Origin of the sequence: Sphingosinicella terrae, from assembly GCF_003347635.1 — a bacterium.
Lineage (GTDB): Bacteria > Pseudomonadota > Alphaproteobacteria > Sphingomonadales > Sphingomonadaceae > Allosphingosinicella > Allosphingosinicella terrae.
This window is the reverse complement of sequence record NZ_QDFY01000001.1, coordinates 80687-103083: the sequence shown is the minus strand read 5'-3', so window position 1 is coordinate 103083 and position 22397 is coordinate 80687. Positions and strand designations below refer to the sequence as shown.

Below are 22397 nucleotides of genomic sequence, written 5' to 3'. Positions count from 1 at the left end.
TGCGCTCAGGGAGGGGAAGGAGCCGGCTTCGTGCCGAACCCCTGAATGGGGAAGGATCAACCGGCGATCCGGGGAAGCTCAAGCGGCGGCCGTGCCCCCTGGCCGGTCCGGCCGACCAGCGCTTCGGCGACCTGGACCGCGTTGAGGGCGGCACCCTTGCGCAGATTGTCGCCGGTCACGAACAAGGCGAGGCCATGCTCCACCGTCGGATCGCGGCGGATGCGGCCGACGAACACCGGATCGCGGCCGGTCGCCTCCAGGGGATTGGGCACATCGGCGACGGCGACGCCGGGCGCGCGGCCGAGCAGCGCGCGGGCCGCCGCCGGTGAGATCGGCCGCTCGAACTCGGCGTTGATCGACAGCGAATGGCCGGTGAAGACCGGCACCCGCACGCAGGTCCCCGAAACCGGCAGATCGGGAAGCCCGAGGATCTTGCGGCTCTCGTCGCGCAACTTGATCTCTTCCTCCGTATAATCCTCCTCGCCCAGCACGTAGTTGAGCGGGACGACGTTGAAGGCGATCGGCACCGCCCACTTGCGCGGCTCGCCCAGCGCGACCGCGAGTCCGTCGCGGGCGAGCGCCGCGGCCTCGACGCCGGCGGCGCGCAGCTGCGCCTCGAGCTCCTCGACCCCGGCGATGCCGCCCCCCGATACCGCCTGATAGGTGCTGGCGACCAGCCGCTTCAGTCCCGCCGCCGCGTGCAGCGGCTTCAGCACCGGCATCGCCGCCATGGTCGTGCAATTGGGATTGGCGACGATGCCCTTCGGAAGGACGTCCAGCGCTTCCGGATTGGCCTCGGCGACGACCAGCGGAACCTCCGGGTCGGCGCGCCAGGCGGAGCTGTTGTCGATGACGATCGCGCCCGCGGCGGCCACCCTGGGCGCCAGCGCCTTCGAGATCGATCCGCCCGCCGAGAAGAAGACGATGTCGAGGCCGGCATAATCCGCCTCAGCCGCATCCTCGACGACGATCTCGGCGCCGCCGAAGGAAAGACTCCGGCCCGCCGAACGGGCCGAGGCGAACAGCCGCAGCGAGGCCAGCGGGAAGCCGCGCTCGGCGAGCAGCGCGCGCATCATCTCGCCGACCAACCCGGTCGCGCCGACGATGCCGACATGGGGATTTTGGGAAAGGTGCACGGGATTCATGGAATTGCGTCTCCTCTTCAGTGCGGAGGCGCGGGGCATGTCGGTCCTGGGAGTTCGGCCGCCCCGCGCTTCGGCGGGGCTCTGTCCGGGTCGCGTGCGGCCTAGACCGCGCGCACACCCGACCCCGCCCCGCAAATGGGGGCCGGCTTCGGGCTAATCGATTTCATCATCGATCCGGACATGGCCGCGACCGATAACTCTGGGTGCGCCGGGAGTAAAGCGGCGCTGCCAGGCGAGTTGCCCTCACCCCTTTCGCCATCGCCGTCGTCCGTCTAGAGCCGCTGCCATGCAATCCCTTCCCAGCCACGAAGCGGCCGCGGTCGAGCGGTGCGCGCAGGCGCCGATGCTCGACCAGACCATGTCCTGGGCCGCGGTCAACAGCGGGTCGCGCAACCTGGACGGCCTCGGCAGGGTCGCAGGGCTGCTCGCCGACGCCTTCTCGGCTCTGCCCGGCCGCCTCGTCCTCTCCGAGCCGGCGCCGGCCGATGCGATGGCGGCCGACGGTTCGCTGAGCCCGATCGCGCACGGCGCCAATCTCCATCTCGCGGTGCGCCCCGAAGCGCCGGTGCAATTGCTCTTCACCGGCCACATGGACACCGTGTTCGCCGCCGATCATCCCTTCCAGAAGGTCTTCTGGCGTGAGCAAGACATCGTGCTCGGAGGACCCGGCGTCGCCGACATGAAGGGCGGGCTCGCCGTCATGCTGGCGGCGCTGCAGGCGGTCGAGGCCTCGCCGATCGCCGGGCGGGTCGGCTATGAAGTGGTGATCAACAGCGACGAGGAAGTCGGCTCGCCGGGCTCGGCGCCGCTCATTGCCGCGGCGGCACGCGGCAAGAAGGCGGCGCTCACCTACGAGCCTTCGGCCCTGCCCGACGGCACGCTCGCCGGCGCGCGACCGGGCAGCGGCAATTTCAGCCTGTCCGTGCGCGGCCGCAGCGCCCATGCCGGGCGCAACCCGGAGGAAGGCCGCAACGCGCTCGTCGCCGCCGCCGATCTCGCCCTGCGGCTTGCCGCCGCGCGCGAGGCCGGAATGAAGATCAATCCGGCGCGGATCGACGGCGGCGGACCCAACAATGTCGTTCCCGACCGCGCCGTGCTGCGCGTCAACCTCCGGCCGACGACGCCGGAGGACCAGGCGCGCGCGCAGGCGCTGATCGAGGACATCGTGCGGACGGTCGCGGCTGCGCACGACGTGGCGATCGACGTGCATGGCGGCTTCGGCCGCCCGCCCAAGCCGATCGACGCGCGCGCCGAGGCGCTCTACCGCCTGGTCCGCCGCTGCGGCGCCGATCTCGGCCAGGAGATCGGGTGGCGCGATACAGGCGGCGTGTGCGACGGCAACAATATCGCGGCCTGCGGCGTGCCCGTGGTCGACACGATGGGAGTGCGCGGCGGCGCCATCCATTCCGAGGACGAATTTCTGATCGTGGCCAGCCTGGTCGAGCGCGCGCAGCTGTCGGCGCTCACCATCCTGCGGCTGGCCGAGGGGGGTGAACTGTGAGCTTCAGGGTACGGCCGGCACAAGACGGGGATTTCGAGGCGATCTATGAAATGGCGAAGCTGACCGGCGGCGGCTTCACCAACCTTCAGCCGGACCGCGGCGCGCTGGTCGCGAAGCTGGCGCGGTCGGACGACGCCTTTTCCCGCGACGAGGAATCGCCGGAAGGCGACATGTTCCTGTTCGTGCTCGAGAATGTCGAGACCGGCCAGATCCGGGGTACCTGCCAGGTGTTCAGCCGCGTCGGCATGCAGCAGCCCTTCTACAGCTATCGCATCTCCACTCTCACCCAGACCTCGCGCGAGCTCGGCCGGACGTTCCGCGCGGAGACGCTCACCCTTTGCACCGACTTCGAGGGTTGCTCGGAGGTGGGCGGACTTTTCCTCCATCCCGGCGAGCGAGCCGGCGGGCTCGGCATGCTGCTCGCGCGCAGCCGCTATCTGTTCATCAAGCTCCATCGCCAGCGCTTCGCCGATCGGGTGATCGCCGAGCTGCGCGGAGTCATCGACGAAGGCGGCGGCTCGGCATTCTGGGACGCGATCGCCGGCCGCTTCTTCGGCATGAGCTTCCAGGAGGCGGACGAGTTCAATGCCGCCCACGGCACCCAGTTCATCGCCGACCTGATGCCGAAGACGCCGATCTACACGGCGATGCTGCCGGAGAGCGCGCGCCACGTGCTCGGCGTCCCCCACCCTTCGGGCCGAGCGGCGATGAAGATGCTGGAGCGCGAGGGCTTCTCCGCCGACGGCTATGTCGACATCTTCGACGGCGGCCCGACCATGTCGGTCGTCACCGAGTCGATCCGCACGATCCGCGAATCGCGGGAATTCACCTTGTCCGGCTCGGTCGCGGAGGAGAGCGGCCAGGCGATGCTCGTCGCATCCGGCGACCGCCGAGATTTCGTCGCGAGCTACGGCAAGGTGCATCCGGGCGAGAATGGCGAGGCGCGGCTCGACCAGGGCAGCCGCGAGCGGCTCGGGCTTGAGGTGGGCGACGCCTTCGTCGCGGTGGCGCGGTGACGCGGGTCGAGATCAATTTCGACGGGATCGTCGGGCCGAGCCACAATTATTCCGGGCTCAGCCTCGGCAACATCGCCTCGACCACCAACAAGGGCATGGTCGCCTATCCGCGCGCGGCGGCGCTGGAGGGCGTCGCCAAGATGCGCCACAATCTCGCGCTGGGGCTGCCGCAGGGCATCCTCCTGCCCCACCCCCGTCCCAATCGCGACTGGCTGGACGCGCTCGGCACGCGGCCTGACGACGTGCCGGAGACGCTGCGCCCGGCGGCCTTCTCGGCCTCGGCGATGTGGGCGGCCAATGCCGCCACCGTCTCCCCGGCGCCCGATACCGGCGACGGGCGTTGCCACATCACGGTCGCCAACCTGCGCACGATGCCGCATCGGAGCCACGAATGGCCGGCGACGCTGCGGCAGCTCGAGCTCGCCTTTGCCGATACGCGCCATTTCGCCGTCCATCCGCCGGTGCCGCCCGCCTTCGGCGACGAGGGCGCGGCCAACCATATGCGGCTCGCCGCCGGCCATGACGCGCCGGGCGTCGAGATCTTCGTCTACGGCCTGCGCGGCGGCGCCTTCCCGGCCCGCCAGCATGTCGAGGCGTCGCGGGCGGTCGCCCGGCTGAACCGGCTCGATCCGGACCGGACCCTGTTCGTCGCCCAGTCGGAGGCGGCGATCGCCGCCGGCGCCTTCCACAACGACGTCGTCGCCGTCGCCAACGGTCATGTCCTGTTCGCGCACGAGCAGGCGTTCGAGGACCGGCCCGCTTTCTATGCGGCGCTCAAGCGGCTGCTGCCCGAGCTCGAGATCGTCGAGGTGCCGGCGAGCGTGGTCAGCCTCGAGGATGCGATCCGCTCCTACCTGTTCAATGCCCAGCTGGTCACCCTGCCGGACGGGACGATGGCGCTGATCGTGCCGGGGGAAGCGCGCGAGACGCCGAGCGTCTGGGCCTGGCTCGAGGCGATGGCGGCGGGCAACGGACCGATCCGCCGGCTGGGCGTGGTCGACGTGCGCCAGTCCATGGCCAATGGCGGCGGCCCGGCCTGCCTGCGGCTGCGCGTGGTCGCCGATCCGGCGACCGTCGATCCGCGTTTCCTTGTCGACGAATCCAAGCTGGACCGGATCGCCGATTGCATCGCGTCGGAATGGCCCGAGCAGATCGCGCCCCCGGACCTTGGCGATCCGGCGCTTTGGGCGCGGATCGAGCAGGCGCGCCGTGCGCTCCACGCCTTGCTGGAGCTCGACGCCTTGCTTTGACCGGAACCACGCTTTCGGCCGCTTCGTTGACGCGCCGAAAGGAGACGTTCCATGCCCGCCAAGTCCGCCGCCCAGCAGAAAGCCGCCGGCGCCGCTCTGTCCGCCAAGCGCGGCGACACGCCCAAGAGCAAGCTCCAGGGCGCGTCCAAGCAGATGGCCGATTCGATGAGCAAGAAGGAGCTCGAGAAGATGGCCTCCACCAAGCGCAAGGGTAAGCCCGAGCACGCCGGAGACTGATCGAGTCGGGGATGCATCCCGCTCAAGGTTGTTCGCGCCGAGCGGTTATTTGCGAGTGGACCCGCCCCGCTTGCTGACCGGAATCGCTTCCGCCAATGCCTGGACCCGTGCCGGGCGTTGCGCTGCGGCGGTCGCCGCCGGCGCCTCGCCGCCGGCCAGGCGGACGACGACGTCGTCGACATGGACGCCGCCGCGCTCGATCAGCAGGTTCTGGAAGTTGCGCTCGTCCTCGCGGGTGGTCGCCGGGATGTCGCCCTCGCGCCGGAAGCGGCGGCGGACATAGGTGGCGAGCTCGCCGGCGGTGACGATCCGGTCGCCATCCTCGTCGGCCTCGCCCGACAGGCCGCCGCGCAGGAAGAAGGACAGGAAGCCGCCGGCCTTGAACCGGTCGGCGACGAGGCTGGTGAGATCTTCTTCCGAGCTGAACAGGCCCATGACGTTCGGCCGGTCGACGAGATTGCGGAAGCCGCCCGAATAGCAGGCATCGATCACCGCCAGGGCCATCCGGCTGCGCACCTGCGCGAAGAGCGGCGCGAGCTCGGCGTCCGTCATGGCGGTGTCGCGAAGCTCGATCGTCTCGCTCCGCCCGTCCAGTTCCTGGATGCTGGGCGTGACGTCGATCTGGTCGCCATGGCCGGAGAAGAAGAAGAGGAAGAGATCGTCGGGGCCCGCTTGGGCGGCCGCGCGGCGAAAGGCATCGGAGATGCCCTTCGCGGTCGCCTGCTCGTTGACGAGGAGCTGGCTCGCCGGATGGAGCAGGCCGGTGGCGCGAAGGCTTCCGAACAGCTGCTCGGCGTCGCGATCGGTATTCGGAAGGTTCGAGGTGCGGCCGCCATAATCGGAGACGCCGACGAGCAAGGCGAGAACGCGCGGGCCGCCCAGGACGCCGCGTTGACGGGCCAGGCCGGGGCTCGGCGCCAGCGCCAGGCGGTAGTCTCCGGTCTCGCCCGGCTGGTAGGAAGTGACGACGAGCACATATTCGCCGTCCTCCGCGAGCACGGTGTCGATCCGGCTGTTGGTCGAGGTCTCGGCGCCGTCGACTCGGTCGTCATTGTCGTCCTGGCTGCCGTCCGGCCGGCGCAGGATGAGATAGGTGTCGAACTTGCCGGCGGTGAGCTCGGCGCGGATGCGCTGGCCGCGGCGCCCGGTGAAGCGGTAGCGATCGGTGAACTCGCCCGAGGCGAGGCGGCCATCGCCCGGCGCGAGACGGCCGTTGACGACGGCGCCGAGCGCGATCGGCACGGCGGGCTCCGCCCGCGTCACCGCCGCATCGGCGGCGGGACGGGCGGCGGCGAGCCGATAGCTGCCGGTCTCGCCGGGCCGGAAAGTCGTGGCGGAGACGCGATAATCGCCATTGGCGGGAAACTCGACGACGAGGCCGCTGTCGAGCGAATCCTCGGCGGCATCGTCGTTGGAGAGGGAAAAGCCGTCGGGTCCGGTGACGACGAGATAGGCATCGAAGTCACCGGAGGAGAGGCGCAGATCGATGCGCTCGCCCTGCCGGGCGCGGACCACATAGACGTCCTCATACTTGCCGGTGCGGCGCTGGCGGTCGTTGGGCGTGAGCTCGCCCGCGACGGATTGGCCGACGGCGAGCGGTGCCGTGCGCTCCTCCTGCGCCGAAGACGGCGACGCCAGCAGCAGCGTCCCGGCCAGCGCCATTCCCGATCCGATCCGCATCGCGACCTCCCTCACCCCAAGGCCGGGCGCCTTAGCATCGGCGCCGCTCCGGTAAAGTCGGGTCAGCGCCCTGAAGCGCGGCTGAATGGGGGCCGCGCCGGGAATGCGCAGACATGAATAAAATAATCGATTCTAGAGGCAGTCTCTCTCCGCCCGGCCGCGCGAGAGAAGTCGAGCTGCTGTCTTCATTGGGCGAGATCGATTCCGACGGGGTCCTGGCGGCGGCGCCCGATCCTCGGTTCAGGGACTGGCACAGATCAGCGTCAACGAGATATTGACGGAATCCCGTCAATAGAGCATTGACGCATCGTCAACATGAACTTGACGGAGCAACGATGAACCCGACCGAACAACAGGAGCTGCGACGTCGCACGGCGGCCCTGCCGCTAGAGGCGATCGAGGAGGCGGCGGGGCCCGTAGCGGGAGATCGCAAGGACGATTTCGTCGAGCTCATCCTGGCCGCGCACCTCGTTGCCGACGAAGGTCGGTCGGCGCTCCAGCGTTGTATCGACGCCGGCCGCCGCGCCGGATTGAGCTGGTCGGAGGTCGGCGCCGTCCTCGGGATCAGCAAGCAGGCCGCGCAGCAGCGCTTCGGCAGCGGGGGCGCCGCATTTTCCGGATGCGACGGCGCCGACGTCGAGATCCGGTTGGGCGCGACGGCCTTTAACGAAATGCGGATCCTCGAGAACGAGGGCCGCGCCGGCCGAGAGCTGGTCGGGATCGGGATGCTCACCCTCTATTTCCGGCGGACGATGCAGCAATGGGAGCATGCCCGGCTCATCGGCATTTCGTCGGCGCCGCCGCCGCGCGGGTCCGGCCCGGAATGGCAACACGTCACCAGCTGGTTCCCGTTTCACTATTTCAAGCGGCGCCTGGCCGCCCCCGCACTTTCAGAAGAGGAATGATCATCATGCTCAAATCCAGGAATCCGGCAGCCCGGTTCGTCGCGTCCGCCCTGGCGCTGATAGTGGCAGGCCTGCTGCTCGGGCGGTCCGAGGGCACCGCCTTCGGCCTGCCGGCCGATTATCTGTCCGGCTTCACCTTCGGCGCCGCGGCCGTGCTTCTGGCGGCAGCGGCGGCCATCGCGTTCCTTGGGGCCGGTCACCGACGCACTCGGTAACCCTGCCGAACGCCCCTGCCTCGCGAGCTTGCCTTTTCAGCCGGTGAAGGGAATGTTAGCGCTCACATCAGCGTCGGCGGCGATCGGCGGACAGGGAGAGCGACGGATGAAGGAAGCGAAGACGAGGCGGCGGACCGGCGCCTGGGCATTGGCGGGCGCCGCCTGGCTGGTCTGGGCGGCACCCGCCGCGGCGCAGGAAATCGCGCTCAACCAGGCCGGCTATTTCGAGAGCCGCGGCGTCAACGTCCTCGTCTTCAGCAACTGGTATGACGGGCTCTTCGCCGACGCCAAGATCAGCGGCGTCGAGATCGTCCAGCAGGACTGGCGCACCGCCACCAACGGCGACGTCCGCCTTTCGGCGACGCCGGGGCAGTGGGACCCGATCGGGCGGATGATCGAGCGGCGGGTCGACGCCGAGACCGGCGCGATCGAGGCGCTGCTCGAATATCCCGATCATGATTTCCGCTATCGCATCCGCGCCGAGCGGAACGGAGAGATGGTGAATATCGCGGTCATCCTGGACCGGCCGGTGCCCGACACGCTGGCCGGCCGCGCCGGCTTCAACCTCGAATTCCTCCCCGCCGCCTATTTCCACCGCACCTTCATGGCCGACGGCCGCGGCGGCACCTTCCCGTTATACCCTTCCTCGACGATGGAGGCGGGCGGGGAGCGGCAGCCGTCCAGCGGCCGCGACGTCGGCCCGGGCGCCGAACCCCTGCCCTTCGCCTCCGGCCGGACGATCGTGCTGGCGCCCGAGGATCCGGCGCGGCGGATCACCGTCACGTCGAGCGGCGAGCCGATCAACCTCTATGACGGCCGCAACCAAGCGCAGAACGGCTGGTTCGTGCTGCGCAGCCTGCTGCCGTCGGGCCGGACCGGGCGGGTCGTCGAATGGACATTGCGCGTCAACAGCGTCGCCGATTGGGTTCGGCCGACCGTGATCGGCCACTCGCAGCTGGGCTATGCGCCCGAGCAAGGCAAGGTCGCCGTCATCGAGCGCGATCCCCAGGCCGGTGCCGCCCGCGAGGCGCGGCTGCTGCGGATCGGCGCCGACGGCGGCGAGACCGAAATCCTCGCCGCCGCACCGCGGCCCTGGGGCCGCTATCTGCGCTACGACTATAGCCTGTTCGACTTCAGCGCGGTGCGCGAGCCCGGCACCTATGTGCTCGAGCATGACGGCGTGAGGACCGCCGCTTTCCGGATCGCGCCCGACATCTATGCCGAGGCCTGGCATCCGAGCATGGACGTCTTCCTGCCGGTCCAGATGGACCATATGTTCGTCAACGAGGCCTATCGCGTCTGGCAGGGCGACCCGCATCGCGACGATGCCCGCCAGGCGCCGCTCAATCACGAGCATATCGACCTCTATCGCCAAGGCCCCACCACCGACACGCGGTTCGCCCCCGGCGAGCATATTCCCGGCCTCGCGATCGGCGGCTGGCTCGACGCCGGGGATTTCGACCAGCGCACCCAGACCCAATATGCGGTGGTGCGAAGCCTGGTCGACATCTGGGAGCGGCATCGCCCCGAGCGCGATACGACCTGGATCGACCAGACGCGGCGGCGGGTCGAGCTGCACGTCCCCGACGGCCGCCCCGACATCGTCCAGCAAATCGAGCATGGCACGTTGCAGCTGGTTGCGCAGTTCGATGCCATCGGCTTCGCCATCCACGGCATCGTCGAGCCCGACGTCGCTCAATATACACATCTCGGCGATGCCGGCAGCAAGACGGACGGACTGATCTACGACGCCTCGCTCCAGCCGGGCGAGGAACGAGACGGCCGGAGCGGCACGCCGGATGATCGCTGGGTCTTCACCAGCCGATCTTCGGCGCTCAATTACGGCTCGATCGCGGCCCTGGCGGCAGCGAGCCGGGCGCTGCGCGGCCACAATGACGATCTCGCGCGGCGGTCGCTGGATATCGCGCGGAGGGTTTGGGCGGAGGAGCAGGGTCGCGAGCCCTTCACCTTCCGCCACGGCAACACCACCGGCGGGCCGCTCGAGACCGAGGAATTCACCGCCGCGGTCGAGCTGCTCGTCACCACCGGCGAGACCCTTTATGCCGAACGGATCGAGGCGCTGTGGCCGTCGCTCGCCGAACGCTTCCCCGCCCATGCCGTGCTGGCGGTGCGGGCGCTGCCGAACATGCCGGCGCGCTTCCGCACCGCGCTCGAGGCAGCCACTCGCGACTATGTGGCCCAGGCGGCGGAAAGCCGCCGCGCCAATCCTTATGGCGTGCCGATCACCGAGGGCGGCTGGGCCGGCAACGGTGCCATCATCCAGACCGGCCTCATCGACTATGCGCTGCACAAGGCGTTCCCGGACGTCGTCGACGGCAGCGCCGTGTTCCGCGCGCTCGACTATCTCCACGGCACCCATCCCGGCTCCGACGTCTCGTTCGTCTCCGGGGTCGGCACGGTCTCCAAGGAAGTCGCCTATGGCAGCAACCGTGCCGATTTCTCGTTCATCGCCGGCGGGGTGGTTCCGGGCGTGCTCATCATCAAGCCCGACCTCCCCGAGAATAGCGAATCCTGGCCCTTCTTCTGGGGCCAGAACGAATATGTCGTGAACATGGGACCGATCTACGTCGCGCTCGTCCATGCGGCGATGGACCTGCTCGAAGAAAGGCGGGCGGCTTCAGCGACGCCGCGCTGAGCCGGCCCTCACGCATCCTCCTCGTCGTCGACGCCGGCAGGATCGGCGCGCGTGGGCATGCCGCGGCTCTCCGGAATGACGGAACGGCTGAAGACGTCGTGGAGCCGGCGGAGCTCGGCGAACGGACGAGGATGCGCATCGACGCGGATATCCCAGAGAGAATTAGCGGCCAAGGCCGGCCGTCGTGCCCAGCTTCTTCAGCTGTATAGATGCTTGAAACTAGTATCGTTTGCCGGGAACGGCACTACAGGCCGCCCGTTGGTCAGGAAGTGCGGACTCGCGCGCTACCCGTCCCTGGCAGGAGAGAAAGTTGAAAGCGAAGCCACTTGCCGAGCAAACCATCGTCATCAACGGCGGCTCGTCCGGAATCGGTCTGGCGACTGCCCGGATGGCGGCGCGGCGCGGCCACAACGGGGAGATCGTCTCGCGGGACGAGCTGGGGCCGGGCTGCATCGGCGAAGAGACAAGCCGCGTTGGCGGCCGCGCCGACCGTGTCGCCACTGATATCGGCAGCCGCGCAGAGGTACGGCGGGCGGTCGAGACTCCCATCTCGCGCCAAGGCAGCCGCGGTCGGCGCGACCGGCGTCGCGCTCACCAGCTTCCTGCTGCGCCCGAAGCGCAAGGCGACCAGAAGCCGGCGAAATGGTCAGAAGCCGGCGAGCGCCAGGCGGCCTGATCCTGTCATGATGGCCGAACCGAGCCCCCTCGTCCTGATCACCGGAGCGGCCGGAAATCTCGGCCGCTCGATCGCGGATATTCTCAGCGACGACTACCGGATCGTCGGCCTGGATCGGCAGGGCGAGACCGACTTTCCCCTGATCGAGGTCGACCTCACCGACGACGAGGCGATCACCGCCGCCCTGGCGCAGGTACGGGAGCGGTTCGGCGATCACATCGCCAGCGTCATCCATCTTGCAGCCTATTTCGATTTCAGCGGCGAAGAGCATCCGCTCTACAGCAAGCTCAACGTCGAAGGGACGCGTGCATTGTTGCAAGCGCTCCAGCCGTTCCAGGTGGAGCGGTTCATCCATGCGAGCACGATGCTGGTCCATGCCCCGACCAAGCCGGGTCAGCAGATCGACGAGGCGTCGCCGATCGGGCCCCGATGGGCCTATCCCCAGTCGAAAGCCGAGGCCGAGGCAGCCATCGGCGAGGAAGCCGGAAGCATCCCGTTCCTGATCCTCCGCCTGGCGGGCGTCTATGACGAAGAGACGATGGTGCCGACGCTGGCGCACCAGATCGCTCGGATTTTCGAGCGGGATATCCAGAGCCATTTCTATTCCGGCGCGACCGACGTCGGCCAGTCGATGCTGCACCGGGAGGACATGCTCGACGCTTTCCGGCGCGCCGTCGACCGGCGGGACGATCTCGAGCGCCGGGAAACGCTGCTGATCGGAGAGCCGGACGCCGTCGGCTACGATCGCCTGCAGGACGTGATCGGCGCCCTCATCCACGGGCGCGAGCAATGGACGACCTTGCGGCTGCCAATGCCTGTGGCAGCCGCCGGCGCCTGGGTCCAGGAGAAGCTCGAGCCGCTGATCCCCGATGCAATCGACAAGGGCGAGGCGCCCTTCGTCAAGCCGTTCATGATCCGCCTGGCCGACGATCATTACGCGCTCGACGTATCGCGGGCTCGGAAGCGGCTCGGCTGGGTGCCCCGCCACCGGCTCCTCGACACCCTTCCGGCAATGGTGGCGGCACTCAAGCGGTGTCCCGTCGAGTGGTACGAAAAGAACAACGTGACCGCGCCCGAATCGCTGACCTAGCAGGGCGGCACTACCTTTTCAGGGCGGCCGATGGCGAGGCGGCACCGATGACGCTTCCCCCAAGCGTGAGCTCGCTGGCTGGGCCGCCCTGCCAGTGCAGACCTGAATATCGGCCGGCGGGGCGGGCGGAGTAAGCACGGCGCCGAGAGCCGCTTGGCGGCGAAGGTCCCTCCCCATCAGCCCGCCGCCTAGACCGGCCGGGTCGACCGCGCCGCGTCCATCCCGCTCAATCTGTCGCCTCAACTTCAATTCGTCGCTCCAGAGCACCCATTCGTCGACAGCGCGCAGGTTCGCCGAGCGGCGTGAGGGCTTCGACGCTCAGTTCAACACTTCCTCCGCCCGAACGGTAGCTGCCCTCCCGACGAGGCGACGCGGCCGAAACGAATGGCCGGCGAGCGCCCCGATCGGGAGACAAGAGATGAATTTCGCCTTCGCCTTGATGACGCTGATGCTCGAGACGCTGCCGCAGCCGGCCCAAGCCGCAACGGCCCCGCAGGCGGCGCCGACGGCGCCCGCTCCGTTCCAGGCCCCGGCTCCGGTCGCGGTGCCGTTCGCCGCTCGTGCGGCCATGCCCGCGGCAATGCCGACGATGGCGCCGACCACGGCCGCGACCGCGCAGCCGGCCGCCCTCTGGTCCGCGCCGATCGTCCACGGCCTGCCGTCGAACGGCTACGACCTTGCGCCCGCCGCCACCGAGCCGGCCCGTCCGGCGGCGCTGTGGGCGGGCGAACCCGGAGAGGATCTCGATCCGGGCGAATTCGTCTGGCGGCCCGAGCTCTCGATGGAGGGCGAGGTCGAGGTCGTGGTCAGCATTCCGCAGCAGATCGCCTACGTCTATCGCGGCGGCACGCTGATCGGCGTGACCACCGTCTCGACCGGGCGGCGCGGCCACACCACCCCGACCGGCAGCTTCCCGATCCTCGAGAAGCGCCGCGAGCATTATTCGAACCTCTACAACAACGCGCCGATGCCGTTCATGCAGCGGCTGACCTGGGACGGCATCGCGCTCCACGCCGGCCATATCCCGGGTACCCCCGCCTCGCACGGCTGCGTCCGGCTGCCGCTCGCTTTCTCGCGGCACCTGTTCGGAGCGACCCGGGTCGGCGCTACCGTCCACATCATCGGCGACGAGGCGAGAGCGGACACCGCACTCGCTCTGGCCCGCGGCGAGCCGGTGGCGCCGACGGCCCCGGCGGCGACGATGCCGATCGCGTCGGCGGCCTCGCCATGGGTCTTGCCGGCACGCGCTGAACAATAACGGTCCCCACCTGAAGGGCGCGGCTTCGATGAAGCCGCGCCCTCTTCTTTTTCCGGCGGTGGGCCTGGTCTTGACGCGAACGGTGACACCCTACTCCAGGCACCGGCCCTCGTTACGCTGGCGGCACGAAATCGCTGAGCAAGAGCCAAGGCGGGGCGCCGTGCAGATTATGAACAGCCGCCGGCGGCGGCCGTTCACGATCCACGAAGCACCCAGCCGACACAGCTATCGCGCCCGGCATAGCTTCTGCGGTCATGTAGAGCAGGCCTCCACAAGTTGGACAAAAATGCTGCTCGACCCACCGACCGGCATCGCCAATGCGCCGCCAACGCCTCGCTTCGCCCTCGATCGCCTGCACGGCCTCGTCGAGGTAGACCATGCGATACGCAAAGACGGTTCCCGTTGAACGCTGGCATTCCGTGCAGGCGCAGCCATAAACGCGTCGCGGCGCGCCGCGCAGCCGCGTGCGAAGGGCGCCGCAGGAACAGCGGGCGACGCGATCGACCGACACTTCGCTCACGCTCGCCTCGCCAGCAGCGGCACCAACGCTGCGAAATCGTCATCGAGATGCCCGCGATCGATTGCGCGGCGGAACAGCCGGTCGAAAGCATCCGCAACTCCGGCGTCGAGCCGCTTCTCGCGCACGATCTCCAGCAGGTGGTGAAAGGCAGCATGATGAGCACCGATCGACGCGAGCGTCTGCTCGTCACCCGCCAACCGGTCATCACGTGCCCGTGCGATCAGATCGTCGGTTGCCCCTTTGACCGTCGGGGCAAATCGAGGGATGTGGCGCGAGAACGTGTCGAGGTCGACACCCTCGGCCCCGCACACCGCGATCGCCTGGAGCGTACCGAACAGCTTGCCCCACATTTGCGCGAGGAGGGCGACATCGAGCGCGCAAGCGAGCCCGGGGTCGGTGCCGACATGCGTCGCGATGCCAAAGTCGATGACAGCCGGATGCGCCGCATCGAAGGCGCTTTTGGGTCCCGAATAAAGGAGGCTGGCCGCATCGGTGCCAATGAAATTGGGCGTCGACATGATCGCGCCGTCGAGGTAGCCGATGCCCCGCTCAGCCGACCATGCGTGGGCTTCCCGCGCCTGTGCGGGCGACCCCGACGTCAGCTGGACGACCGTCTTTCCGGCGAGCGCGTCGGCCGCCTCGGGCGCATGCAACAGTTCGTCCGACACGCGATAGTCGATGACGTTGACGATCACGACATCGCTTGTCGCCAGCGTGTCGGCGACGGACGGAAGGGCGACAGCACCCTGTTGCACCAGCGGCAGGCAACGAGACGCCGTTCGATTCCAGACGGCCACGTCGTGTCGCTGCTTCAGCAGTACCGATGCCAGCGCCGATCCCATTCGTCCCGTCCCGATCACGCAGATCTTCATTTCCTCGTCCTTCGTCCTGCACGCGGGCTTGCGCCACGCAGTTGGGCACGGCTGATAGGGCTGTATGAGAGTGCGTAAATTACGCACCTTGAAGTAAGGGCCTCACTGCCATGAAGCGGCTCCCCCCCGATGACTGCGGTTTCGCCGCCGCGCTCAACGCTGTCGGCGGAAAGTGGAAGATGACGATTTTATGGGAAGTCCATGCCGGCCCACGACGGTTCGGCGAGCTGCGGCGTTTGTTGCCCGGCATCAGCGAAAAGGTTCTGACCGAGCAGTTGCGACAGATGGAAGCCGACGGACTTGTTGCGCGCAGGGTCTACCCGGAAGTGGTGCAGCGCGTGGAATATTCGGTGACCGCCGTAGGACTCTCACTCCAATCCGCGATCAACGTGATGTCGGATTGGGGAAAGGAACATGCCGCCCGACTTGCAGAAACCGGCACGCGCAGGAAGCCGACGTGACCGCCCCCGAGGCGGAGGCGAGCGCATCCACTCACCTCATGGGCGGTGCGGCCCCGTTCCTTCGGGCAGCCCTCGTCATAGATCTCCCGCCCCAGGCGGACGCAGCCGGCATCGATGTCGACGAGCCGACGTTCATCGCAAACCCTTCGAGCGCGCCATGGCCGCTGACTCCGGAAGCGACGCGCACGTCCCGCGCATCACGGCGCTGCTGGGTTAGCGGACCCCGTCCGCGCCGTCGGCGCAAAGCTGGAGCGCTAGCGCGGCGGGCGGAACGGGAAGAACGGAGCGGTGGCCAGACCAGGCAGACGAATTAGCGTTGACTAATGAATTAGCGTCTACTAATTGGATGGCATGGATCAAGCCGCCGCCATCACCACCGCCATGCGTGCGCTCGCCGACCCGACCCGCCGAGCCCTCTTGGAGCGGGTCACGCGTTCCGACGAGATGACGGTTGCCGATCTCACGCGCGGCAGCGGAGTCACGCAGGGCGCCGTCTCGCAGCATCTCAAGCATCTGAAGCAGGCTGGGCTCGTCGCCGAGCGGCCGGCAGGCCGGAACGTCTATTATCGCGCGCAGCCCGAGGGGCTGAAGCCGCTGGTCGACTGGATGGATCATTACGCCGTCTTCTGGCGCGACCGTTTCGACAATCTCAAGTCCCTTCTGAAGGAGATCGACCCATGAGCAGCGCCGCATTGAAGCCGGACACCCAGGACATCGTCGTCGATTCCGTCTTTCCCCATTCGCCCGAGATGCTGTGGAAGACCCTGACGACCCCGGACCTGATGGGGCGCTGGCTCATGGAACCGACCGGTTTCGAGCCGGTCGCGGGCAAACGCTTCACCTACCAGACCAAGCCGGCCGGCCAGTGGGACGGCGTCATCCATTGTGAGGTTCTGGAGGTCGTCCCGAACCAGCGGCTGGTCCATACCTGGCAAGGCGGAAGCGACTCCAATGCCGACTACGGGTCGCGGCTCGACACGATCGTCACCTGGACGCTCACCGAAGTGCCGGACGGCACGCGTGTCCGGCTCGTCCATTCGGGCTTCTGCACGCCCCGCAACGATTTCGCCTACCGCAACATGAGCGGCGGCTGGCCGAAGGTGGTCGAGACGGTCGGCGCGCTTGCCGAAGTGGAAGCGAAATGACGTCTGTCCTCATTTTCCCGCTCAACCGGCATCAGCTCACCGCTGCCGCTGCGGCGCCGGCCCCGGAAGAGAGGATCCTCCATTGATCAGGCTCTATGGACACCCGGCCAGCACCTTCACCCGCAAGGCGCTGTGCACGCTGCACGAAATCGACCTGCCCTTCGATCTTCGTGTCGTCGATCTGCTGGGCGGCGAGCAGCACCAGGCGACGCATTTGGTGCGCCAGCCTTTCGGCCGGGTGCCGACGATCGACGATGACGGCTTCACGCTCTACGAGTCGCGCGCCATCATCCGGTATCTCAACGAGCGATATGGCGGCGGGCTCGTCCCCTCGGACGTGCGCGACCGGGCCCTGATGGATCAGTGGATCGACATTGCCTATTCCTACCTCTCGGCTGCGGCCTTGAATCCCATCCTGCACCATGTCTTCGGCTTCCCGCAGGAGGAGGCTGCCCTCGAGGCGTCGAACACGATGGTCGAACGGACGCTGGATGTGCTCGACGGCCGTCTGGCCGCCTCGCCCTATCTGGCGGGCGAGCAATTCTCGCTGGCCGACATCGTGTACCTTCCCGATCTGGACTATCTGATGGCCACGCCTCTCGCGGCGGCCATCTCGGCGCGCGGCAACGTCGCCTCGTGGTGGGCGCGATGCTCCGAACGCGCGAGCTGGCGCAAGGCGACGGGACAGGAGCCGGGCGCCATCGCGCAGCCCTTCGCGGAACCAACCGGCGCCGGCGCCTGAGGCGTCCAACCCTGCCCGCCGGTCAGCCGAGGCCCTCCCGCGCCGCCTGCTCGCGCAACTCCGCCAGCGCCTTCCGAACCAGCGGCCGGTTGGACGCCGCCTTCATCCAGCGCGGCAGCCGCGCCATCATCGTCAGGCCGGCGACCGGTCCGCGCTCGCGGAGGTCGGCGCCGAGCCAGGCCTCGAGCGCATCGAGATGCGCGACATTGTAGACCGCCAGAACGTGCGTTCCGACGCGGCGGGCGAGATAGAGACTGTGACCGCGACGGTAGAAAGCGCGCCAGAAACGACGTGCGCCTCGGGCCGCGTCCCGCGGCGTCAATGCCAGCGCGGGATGGCGGCTCACCTCCCGGCAGGTCGGGCACCGCACATCGGCTTCCAGATTGTCGCCGCCGCCGCCCCGGACCGCCTTGCCGATGTCGGGAAGCGGCGCGCCGCAGCGGCGATTGGGACATTTCGGCCGCGCCTTCGCAAGCACAAGCTCGCGCAGCCGGCGCCGGTTCGGTGTCGGCCCGCCTTCCGAATAGGCGCATCCGAGGCAGGTGAGCCGTTCCCCCGCCAGGCGCGCCGGCCCGTCGCAACGCGGACAATGGACCCATTTGAGATCCGCGAACTGAGACAGGCGAACGCCCGGATCGGTAGCCCGCAGCCGCGGAGCCGACATGTCCGAAGCCGGCAGCGGCGCCGAAACAACCGGTAGTTCCCCTTTGCCCATCCGCGCATTCTACGCACATTGCCATCGCGGGCGGTAGCGCGGATTGGGGCGCCTCACGTCCGGGCACACGAAGCGCTGCGGGCGGATGCGAACGGCAGCAAGTCGCGGCGGGAGACCCAACTCGGAGGCCCGACCCGGCGAGCGAGCCAACAAAAAAGCCCTCGGCAGACCTTCGTCTCGCCGAGGGCTTTTCATGGCGCGCCCGGAAGGATTCGAACCTCCGGCCCCCAGATTCGTAGTCTGGTGCTCTATCCAGCTGAGCTACGGGCGCGCGGGAGGCTGCGACATAGGGGCTGGATTCGGCGGGCGCAAGCCCCGACCGCAGCGGGTCCAGGCCGGAGTTGCCGGACGGCCGGACGGCGCATAGGGAAAGGCGGTGACCACATCCTCCTTCCCCGGCCGAACCGGTCTCGCCGCCTGCGCAGCGGCCCTCCTTCTCGCCGGCTGCGTGCGCGAGGACGGCTTTCCCTCGCTCGCGGTGCGGCCGGCCGAACGCGGCCTTTCGACCGCCGAGCCGGTGCACCCGCCCGTCGCGGTTCCATCGGAGCCGGCCCTCGTCCAGCGGGTCGCGGCGCTCCGCCAGCAGGCGGCCGAGGGTGATCGCGCCTTCGACGCCGCTTTCGGCCCCGTCACTTCGGCAGTGGCGGCCGCCGGCGATTCCGGGACCGAGAGCTGGGTCGCGGCCCAGCAGGCGCTGTCGCGGCTCGAGGCGGCGAGGGTCGGCACCGCCGGCGCACTTGGCGAGCTCGACCAGCTCGCCCTCGAGCGAGCCGCCGTAGCCACGAACGAAGGCGACTTCGCGGCGATCGAAGCCGCGCTGGCGGAGGTGGAAACCCTGGCCGCGGCGCAGCGGACACGCTGGGAGACGCTGAGGGACCGGCTGGCGAGGTGAGCCGGATGGCCCCGCCGCTCGGCAGCGAAACGGATCCTCAGTTCGACAAGCGCCTGCCGTCCGATCCGTCGCGCGAAGGTGCGGAACTGGGGCGGGCGGAATCGGGAGTTTTCGCCTAACCCTCCAGCGCGGCGGCGTGGCGCCGGGCATTCCCGACATAATGGGCGATTCCGGCGCGCATGTCGGCGATCTCCTCGGGACGGAGGTCGCGGACATATTTGGCCGGCCGGCCGGCCCAGAGCTGGCCCGAGAGGATCTTCCTGCCAGGCGTGAGCATGGCGCCGGCAGCGAGCATGGCGTCGCCCTCGATCTCGCAATCGTTCATCACGATCGCGCCCAGCCCGACGAAGGCGCGGTCGTGGAGAATGCAGCCATGGACCATCGCCATGTGGCCGATGAGGACGTCGGCGCCGATCAGAGTCGGCCAGCCCTGCTCGCGCCCCGGCTGCGGCGAGTCGCAATGGATGACGGTGCCGTCCTGAACGTTGGTGCGCGCGCCGATCCGGATCTGGTTGACGTCGCCGCGCAGCACGCAATTGTACCAGATGCTCGCCTCGGCGCCGATCTCGACGCGGCCGATCAGCCGCGACCCCGGCGCCACGAAGGCGGTGGAATGGACCTGAGGCGCATGGCCTTCGAAGGCGATCAGGGTCACGCCCGCCATTCCGCCCGGGCGATGCTGTAGATGATCACGGGGTTGAGCTCCGGGAAGCGCGGATCGTCATAGTCGAGCGCCTCGCGGCGGCGCATGCCGAGCCGCTTCATCAGCCCCCAGCTCGGCGCATTCTGATGGACGGTGATCGCCACCACCTGCTCCGCGGCGAGACGATCGAAGGCGAAGTCGAGCGAAGCGGTCGCCGCCTCCTTCGCATAGCCCTGCCCCCAGGCATCCTCGCGCAGGCGCCAGCCGACCTCATATTCACCCTCGATCGGGCTGCCGGGGCTGTCGGCGATCTTCAGGCCGCAAAAGCCGAGCAGGGCGCCGTCCGCCTTGCGCTCGACCGCCCAGAAGGTGAATCCGCGATCGACCTGCCAGCGCATCAGCCGGGTACGGATGATCTCGCGGATCTGATCGTCCGCCTGAACGCCGCCGAGCCAGCGCATCACCGGCTCGACATTGGTTTGGCGAATGAACGGATCGATGTCCTCTTCTCGCCAGTCGCGCAGGATCAGCCGTTCGGTCTCGATCATCGCAGCGCCGACGGCAGCAGGCTGCGATAGCTGATGATCGGCAGGATAGAGGCATGATCGTCGGTCCAGCCGCTGAAGCCCGGCCGGCTCTCGAGCATGGTCCAGTTGATGCTGTCTTCGCCGCTCAGGCGGACGAGCCGGTCGATGCTCTCGGGCTCGCGAGACAGGGCGATCCACACCGAGAGGGTCGCGTTCAGCATCTCCTCCTCCTCGGTCGGGACATATTCGAGCAGGGCCGTGGTCCAGCCGCCATGCTCGGCGATGTCGGCGATCACCGGCTGGAGGTCGAGATAGCGGTTGGAGATGTGGAACAGGACGATGCCCTGCGGCTGGACGGCGCGGCCATAGACGGCGAGCGCCTCACGGGTGAGCAGATGCATCGGCACCGAATCCGACGAGAAGGCGTCGATGGCGAGGACGTCGATCGAGTTGGCGGGCTGGTCTCGCAGGCTGATCCGCGCATCGCCGAGCACGACCCGGGCCTGCGGCGCGCATTGGCGAAGGAAGGTGAAGCGGTTGCGGGCGACCTCGACCATCGCCGGGTCGATCTCGAAGAAGGTCCAGCTCTGGCCGGGCCGGGCGTAGCAGGACAGGGTGCCGCTGCCGAGGCCGACGATCCCGATCCGGGCGCCGCCGCCATACATCGCGCCGGCATTGCTCAAGGCAAGGCCTACGCCGGAGCGCCTCGCATAATAGCTAGTCGGGATGGTCTCGAGCCCGGGCTCGAGATTCTGGATACCGTGGAGAGTGGTGCCGTGGGTCAGCACCCGGGCCGAGCCGTCGTAGCGCTCGCTGACTTCATAAACGCCGAAATAGGAGCGGGTGCGGTCGCCGGTGGTCGAGCGCTCGAGGGTGGACCAGCCGCCATAGCTCAGCATCAGCGCGGCAAGCGCCACCGCGAACGCCCAGGGCCGGCCGAGGCAGGCAAGCGCGAGCAAGGAGACGATGATGCTGCCGGCCATGGCCAGGCCCTGGTTCCCGCCGAGCAGGCCGCGCTCGACGGCGAAGGAGAGCAGCAAGGCGACCGCCGGAATCGCGAAGAGGAGGATGCGGCGGAGCCGGTCCGGCCACGGCACCAGCACATATTGCGGCACCAGCAAGGCGGCGGCGAGAACCAGCAACGGATGCTCGTACGCCCAATCGAACAGCAAGGGCGCGACGATCGCGCAGAACAGGCCGCCGAGCATGCCACCGAACGACATGGCGAGATAGAAACGGGTGAGATGGCCGACCGCCGGCCGGCGCCGGAACAGCTCGGCATGGAGCGCCACCGCGACGACGAAGAGGAGGAGCAGGCCCAGTGTCACGGAGAAGAAGGGATTCTGGGTGCCGCTGCTGAAGGCGAGGCCGCCGGCGACGAGGATGACGAGCGGCGCGATCAGGGTCAGGGCGTCGGCCGGCCCGCGCCGGTGCGCGAAGGCGATGACGTAGCTGAGCAGATAGAGGCCCAGCGGCAGCGCCCAGATGAGCGGCATGGCGACGATGTCGGTGGTGAGATGGGTCGTCGTCGACAGCATCAGCCCGGACGGCACCGCCGCAAGCGCGATCCAGTGCAGCACCTGGCGGGTAGTCGGCGCCGGCGCCGTCTCCTCCGGCGGCGCCTCGACGGCGTGGCTCGGCACGGTGAGCGCGCACAGGGCGACGAGCAGGACGAGCAAGGCGTAGATCGCGGTCCACAACCAGCTCTGCTGCTGCAAGGTCATCAGCGGCTCAACCAGCAAAGGGTAGGAGATGAGGCCGGCGAAGCTGCCGAGGTTGGACGCCGCATAGAGCGGATAGGGATCGCCGCGGCTGGTCTCGAGCGCGTACCAGCGCTGCATCAGCGGCGCCTGCGCCGAGACGATGAAAAAGAGCGGCCCGATCGAGGCGAAGAGGAACCAGGGCACCCACAGGGCCGGCTGACCCGAGGCCGGAGGCATGAGTTCGGCGAGGCCGATCGGCAGCCAGAGGGAGGCGAGGCCGAACAGGACGACGTGAACGCCGACCTGCACCTTCGGCCGCAGCCGGGCCACATAGTGGGCGTAGGCATAGCCGCCGAGGAGCAGCAGCTGGTAGACCAGCATCGCGCTGTTCCAGACCGCTGGCGCGCCGCCGACCCGCGGCAGCGCCATGCGCGCGATCATCGGCTGGGTGAGGAAGAGCAGGAACGACCCTGTGATGATCGTGACCAGGAACAATGGCCGCGCCCAGCGTTCGTTCATCCGCCCCGCGGTCATCCCGGTCGCCACGC

At 68.6% G+C, this 22397-nt stretch carries 24 protein-coding genes and 1 tRNA gene; 15 read left to right on the top strand and 10 right to left on the bottom strand.

Annotation, left to right across the window (positions count from 1 at the left end):
• Positions 1-56: 56 nt before the first annotated feature.
• Complete coding sequence (locus tag DDE10_RS00500; RefSeq protein ID WP_114950777.1) at positions 57-1145, bottom strand: aspartate-semialdehyde dehydrogenase; 1089 nt, start codon at positions 1143-1145, stop codon at positions 57-59.
• Between the two features lie 286 nt (positions 1146-1431).
• On the opposite strand from DDE10_RS00500, the gene DDE10_RS00495 reads away from it, so the two are divergent.
• The 4 genes from DDE10_RS00495 to DDE10_RS00480 are packed head-to-tail and all read left to right on the top strand — an operon-like array spanning position 1432 to position 5149.
• Positions 1432-2646, top strand: coding sequence for a hydrolase (locus DDE10_RS00495; protein ID WP_114950776.1), 1215 nt, complete (start codon positions 1432-1434; stop codon positions 2644-2646).
• Positions 2643-3662: an arginine N-succinyltransferase gene (locus tag DDE10_RS00490; RefSeq protein WP_114950775.1), complete on the top strand. Its 1020-nt coding sequence runs from the start codon at positions 2643-2645 to the stop codon at positions 3660-3662. The genes DDE10_RS00495 and DDE10_RS00490 overlap by 4 nt, the downstream gene beginning before the upstream one ends.
• On the top strand, positions 3659-4912 hold the full coding sequence (locus DDE10_RS00485; RefSeq protein ID WP_114950774.1) for an N-succinylarginine dihydrolase: 1254 nt from the start codon (positions 3659-3661) through the stop codon (positions 4910-4912). Before DDE10_RS00490 ends, DDE10_RS00485 begins: the two co-directional genes overlap by 4 nt.
• A 51-nt stretch (positions 4913-4963) precedes the next feature.
• Positions 4964-5149, top strand: a complete 186-nt coding sequence (locus DDE10_RS00480; protein WP_114950773.1) for a DUF3008 family protein — start codon at positions 4964-4966, stop codon at positions 5147-5149.
• Between the two features lie 45 nt (positions 5150-5194).
• On the opposite strand, the gene DDE10_RS00475 is transcribed toward DDE10_RS00480, so the two are convergent.
• The gene (locus tag DDE10_RS00475; RefSeq protein WP_114950772.1) at positions 5195-6829 is read right to left on the bottom strand and encodes a caspase family protein; all 1635 of its coding nucleotides are present in this window, start codon (positions 6827-6829) and stop codon (positions 5195-5197) included.
• A 335-nt stretch (positions 6830-7164) separates the two neighbouring features.
• Between DDE10_RS00475 and DDE10_RS00470 the strand changes: the two genes are divergently transcribed.
• The 3 genes from DDE10_RS00470 to DDE10_RS00460 all read left to right on the top strand — a co-directional run bounded on the left by DDE10_RS00470 (position 7165) and on the right by DDE10_RS00460 (position 10605).
• Positions 7165-7734, top strand: coding sequence for a hypothetical protein (locus DDE10_RS00470; protein WP_114950771.1), 570 nt, complete (start codon positions 7165-7167; stop codon positions 7732-7734).
• Positions 7731-7949, top strand: coding sequence for a hypothetical protein (locus DDE10_RS00465; RefSeq protein ID WP_114950770.1), 219 nt, complete (start codon positions 7731-7733; stop codon positions 7947-7949). Before DDE10_RS00470 ends, DDE10_RS00465 begins: the two co-directional genes overlap by 4 nt.
• 106 nt (positions 7950-8055) lie before the next feature.
• A complete protein-coding gene (locus DDE10_RS00460) occupies positions 8056-10605 on the top strand; it encodes a glycoside hydrolase family 9 protein (protein WP_114950769.1) in 2550 nt (849 codons plus the stop codon).
• Between the two features lie 8 nt (positions 10606-10613).
• Here DDE10_RS00460 and DDE10_RS00455 read toward each other — a convergent pair whose 3' ends face one another.
• Entirely contained in the window at positions 10614-10778 is a 165-nt protein-coding gene (locus tag DDE10_RS00455; protein WP_284734350.1) for a hypothetical protein, read from the bottom strand.
• A 137-nt stretch (positions 10779-10915) separates the two neighbouring features.
• Here DDE10_RS00455 and DDE10_RS00450 point away from each other — a divergent pair, with 137 nt between their 5' ends.
• From DDE10_RS00450 to DDE10_RS00440, 3 genes are all read left to right on the top strand, one after another.
• Complete coding sequence (locus DDE10_RS00450; RefSeq protein ID WP_284734349.1) at positions 10916-11281, top strand: SDR family NAD(P)-dependent oxidoreductase; 366 nt, start codon at positions 10916-10918, stop codon at positions 11279-11281.
• Positions 11282-11288: 7 nt separating this feature from the next.
• Positions 11289-12371: an NAD-dependent epimerase/dehydratase family protein gene (locus DDE10_RS00445; protein WP_284734348.1), complete on the top strand. Its 1083-nt coding sequence runs from the start codon at positions 11289-11291 to the stop codon at positions 12369-12371.
• Between the two features lie 418 nt (positions 12372-12789).
• The gene (locus DDE10_RS00440) at positions 12790-13629 is read left to right on the top strand and encodes a L,D-transpeptidase family protein (RefSeq protein ID WP_349356524.1); all 840 of its coding nucleotides are present in this window, start codon (positions 12790-12792) and stop codon (positions 13627-13629) included.
• 112 nt (positions 13630-13741) lie between these two features.
• Here DDE10_RS00440 and DDE10_RS24020 read toward each other — a convergent pair whose 3' ends face one another.
• Entirely contained in the window at positions 13742-14140 is a 399-nt protein-coding gene (locus tag DDE10_RS24020; RefSeq protein ID WP_490156899.1) for a GFA family protein, read from the bottom strand.
• Positions 14141-14145: 5 nt separating this feature from the next.
• Positions 14146-15108, bottom strand: coding sequence for an NAD(P)-dependent oxidoreductase (locus DDE10_RS00430; RefSeq protein ID WP_284734346.1), 963 nt, complete (start codon positions 15106-15108; stop codon positions 14146-14148).
• Between the two features lie 23 nt (positions 15109-15131).
• Between DDE10_RS00430 and DDE10_RS00425 the strand changes: the two genes are divergently transcribed.
• From DDE10_RS00425 to DDE10_RS00410, 4 genes are all read left to right on the top strand, one after another.
• Positions 15132-15482: a winged helix-turn-helix transcriptional regulator gene (locus tag DDE10_RS00425; protein ID WP_114950765.1), complete on the top strand. Its 351-nt coding sequence runs from the start codon at positions 15132-15134 to the stop codon at positions 15480-15482.
• Between the two features lie 351 nt (positions 15483-15833).
• Positions 15834-16163, top strand: coding sequence for an ArsR/SmtB family transcription factor (locus DDE10_RS00420; RefSeq protein ID WP_114950764.1), 330 nt, complete (start codon positions 15834-15836; stop codon positions 16161-16163).
• A complete protein-coding gene (locus tag DDE10_RS00415; protein WP_114950763.1) occupies positions 16160-16627 on the top strand; it encodes an SRPBCC family protein in 468 nt (155 codons plus the stop codon). Before DDE10_RS00420 ends, DDE10_RS00415 begins: the two co-directional genes overlap by 4 nt.
• Positions 16628-16709: 82 nt before the next feature.
• Positions 16710-17369: a glutathione S-transferase family protein gene (locus DDE10_RS00410; protein ID WP_162806166.1), complete on the top strand. Its 660-nt coding sequence runs from the start codon at positions 16710-16712 to the stop codon at positions 17367-17369.
• Between the two features lie 22 nt (positions 17370-17391).
• Here the strand turns inward: DDE10_RS00410 and DDE10_RS00405 are convergent, their stop codons facing one another.
• Both DDE10_RS00405 and DDE10_RS00400 read right to left on the bottom strand, forming a co-directional pair.
• Complete coding sequence (locus DDE10_RS00405; RefSeq protein WP_114950761.1) at positions 17392-18033, bottom strand: hypothetical protein; 642 nt, start codon at positions 18031-18033, stop codon at positions 17392-17394.
• 245 nt (positions 18034-18278) lie between these two features.
• Positions 18279-18355, bottom strand: a tRNA-Arg gene (locus tag DDE10_RS00400).
• A 105-nt stretch (positions 18356-18460) separates the two neighbouring features.
• Here DDE10_RS00400 and DDE10_RS00395 point away from each other — a divergent pair.
• On the top strand, positions 18461-18976 hold the full coding sequence (locus tag DDE10_RS00395) for a hypothetical protein (protein ID WP_114950760.1): 516 nt from the start codon (positions 18461-18463) through the stop codon (positions 18974-18976).
• Positions 18977-19091: 115 nt separating this feature from the next.
• Here DDE10_RS00395 and DDE10_RS00390 read toward each other — a convergent pair whose 3' ends face one another.
• From DDE10_RS00390 to DDE10_RS00380, 3 genes are read right to left on the bottom strand one after another with little or no spacing between them, the layout of a single operon-like run.
• Complete coding sequence (locus DDE10_RS00390) at positions 19092-19640, bottom strand: gamma carbonic anhydrase family protein (RefSeq protein WP_114950759.1); 549 nt, start codon at positions 19638-19640, stop codon at positions 19092-19094.
• A complete protein-coding gene (locus tag DDE10_RS00385; protein WP_114950758.1) occupies positions 19628-20167 on the bottom strand; it encodes a GNAT family N-acetyltransferase in 540 nt (179 codons plus the stop codon). Before DDE10_RS00385 ends, DDE10_RS00390 begins: the two co-directional genes overlap by 13 nt.
• Positions 20164-22395, bottom strand: a complete 2232-nt coding sequence (locus DDE10_RS00380; RefSeq protein ID WP_349356523.1) for a fused MFS/spermidine synthase — start codon at positions 22393-22395, stop codon at positions 20164-20166. Before DDE10_RS00380 ends, DDE10_RS00385 begins: the two co-directional genes overlap by 4 nt.
• Positions 22396-22397 lie beyond the last annotated feature (2 nt).

Coding starts and splice junctions, on each gene's coding strand:
- DDE10_RS00500 (WP_114950777.1), bottom strand. CDS start 1,145: ATGAATCCCGTGCACCTTTCCCAAAATCCCCATGTCGGCATCGTCGGC.
- DDE10_RS00495 (WP_114950776.1), top strand. CDS start 1,432: ATGCAATCCCTTCCCAGCCACGAAGCGGCCGCGGTCGAGCGGTGCGCG.
- DDE10_RS00480 (WP_114950773.1), top strand. CDS start 4,964: ATGCCCGCCAAGTCCGCCGCCCAGCAGAAAGCCGCCGGCGCCGCTCTG.
- DDE10_RS00475 (WP_114950772.1), bottom strand. CDS start 6,829: ATGCGGATCGGATCGGGAATGGCGCTGGCCGGGACGCTGCTGCTGGCG.
- DDE10_RS00470 (WP_114950771.1), top strand. CDS start 7,165: ATGAACCCGACCGAACAACAGGAGCTGCGACGTCGCACGGCGGCCCTG.
- DDE10_RS00465 (WP_114950770.1), top strand. CDS start 7,731: ATGATCATCATGCTCAAATCCAGGAATCCGGCAGCCCGGTTCGTCGCG.
- DDE10_RS00460 (WP_114950769.1), top strand. CDS start 8,056: ATGAAGGAAGCGAAGACGAGGCGGCGGACCGGCGCCTGGGCATTGGCG.
- DDE10_RS00445 (WP_284734348.1), top strand. CDS start 11,289: ATGATGGCCGAACCGAGCCCCCTCGTCCTGATCACCGGAGCGGCCGGA.
- DDE10_RS00440 (WP_349356524.1), top strand. CDS start 12,790: ATGAATTTCGCCTTCGCCTTGATGACGCTGATGCTCGAGACGCTGCCG.
- DDE10_RS00425 (WP_114950765.1), top strand. CDS start 15,132: ATGAAGCGGCTCCCCCCCGATGACTGCGGTTTCGCCGCCGCGCTCAAC.
- DDE10_RS00420 (WP_114950764.1), top strand. CDS start 15,834: ATGGATCAAGCCGCCGCCATCACCACCGCCATGCGTGCGCTCGCCGAC.
- DDE10_RS00415 (WP_114950763.1), top strand. CDS start 16,160: ATGAGCAGCGCCGCATTGAAGCCGGACACCCAGGACATCGTCGTCGAT.
- DDE10_RS00405 (WP_114950761.1), bottom strand. CDS start 18,033: ATGTCGGCTCCGCGGCTGCGGGCTACCGATCCGGGCGTTCGCCTGTCT.
- DDE10_RS00390 (WP_114950759.1), bottom strand. CDS start 19,640: ATGGCGGGCGTGACCCTGATCGCCTTCGAAGGCCATGCGCCTCAGGTC.
- DDE10_RS00385 (WP_114950758.1), bottom strand. CDS start 20,167: ATGATCGAGACCGAACGGCTGATCCTGCGCGACTGGCGAGAAGAGGAC.